Here is a 637-nt window from a genome sequence, read left to right on the forward strand (position 1 = left end):
GTGTCCAGCGGATAGATGGGTAACACTTTGAACCGGATACATAGGTAACAGTTTTCTCTCCCTATGATGCGGTCGCCGCAGCGCCAAGCGGTCGGCTTGGCGCGGCGCTGCGGCGAACCAGTTTCATGTGCTTCTCATCGATGAAGCCGAGCGGATGGGTGTGGAAGCGCATCGTCCACTCGCCATCCTCGGTCTCTTCAATGGCAATCGGTTCGCCGGCCAACGTGGCCGAGACATAGATCTCGGTGCCCCGCCATTTGACCGCGCCGTTCTGGCGCACGCCGCGCACCGCTGCCTCGGTCGGATAATCGGGTTCAGGGGCTGTCTTCGGCATCGGTCGGGTCGAGGGGCGGTAATGCTGTGCCGGGGTGTCCATGCCCAGCGCCTCGTGCGGACGCTCCTCATTGTAGCTGCGCCGGAAGTTCTCGAAGGCCCTGGCTTGAGCCGCTTTGTCAGCCTTCGGTGCATCGGCCATCGGCAGCATGGTCAGATGGAAACGCTCATGGCGCCCGTTCTGCTGCGGCTTGCCTGGCTGGATGCGCTCCAGGGCGATGCCGAGCTTAATGAAGCGCACTGCCAGCGGCGTCAGCCCTGTGACGCCGGCCGACGCAAAGGGTGGGCCATTGTCGCTTCGAAT

1 protein-coding gene is annotated in these 637 nt (G+C 63.1%); it reads right to left on the minus strand.

Features of this window, described 5'->3' with window-relative positions:
• Nucleotides 1–61: 61 nt before the first annotated feature.
• The coding region (locus EOA24_RS40165) for an integrase core domain-containing protein (RefSeq protein ID WP_133375070.1) at nt 62–637 on the minus strand (576 nt) is incomplete at its 5' end.

The organism is Mesorhizobium sp. M2A.F.Ca.ET.039.01.1.1, from assembly GCF_003998035.1.
Lineage (GTDB): Bacteria > Pseudomonadota > Alphaproteobacteria > Rhizobiales > Rhizobiaceae > Mesorhizobium.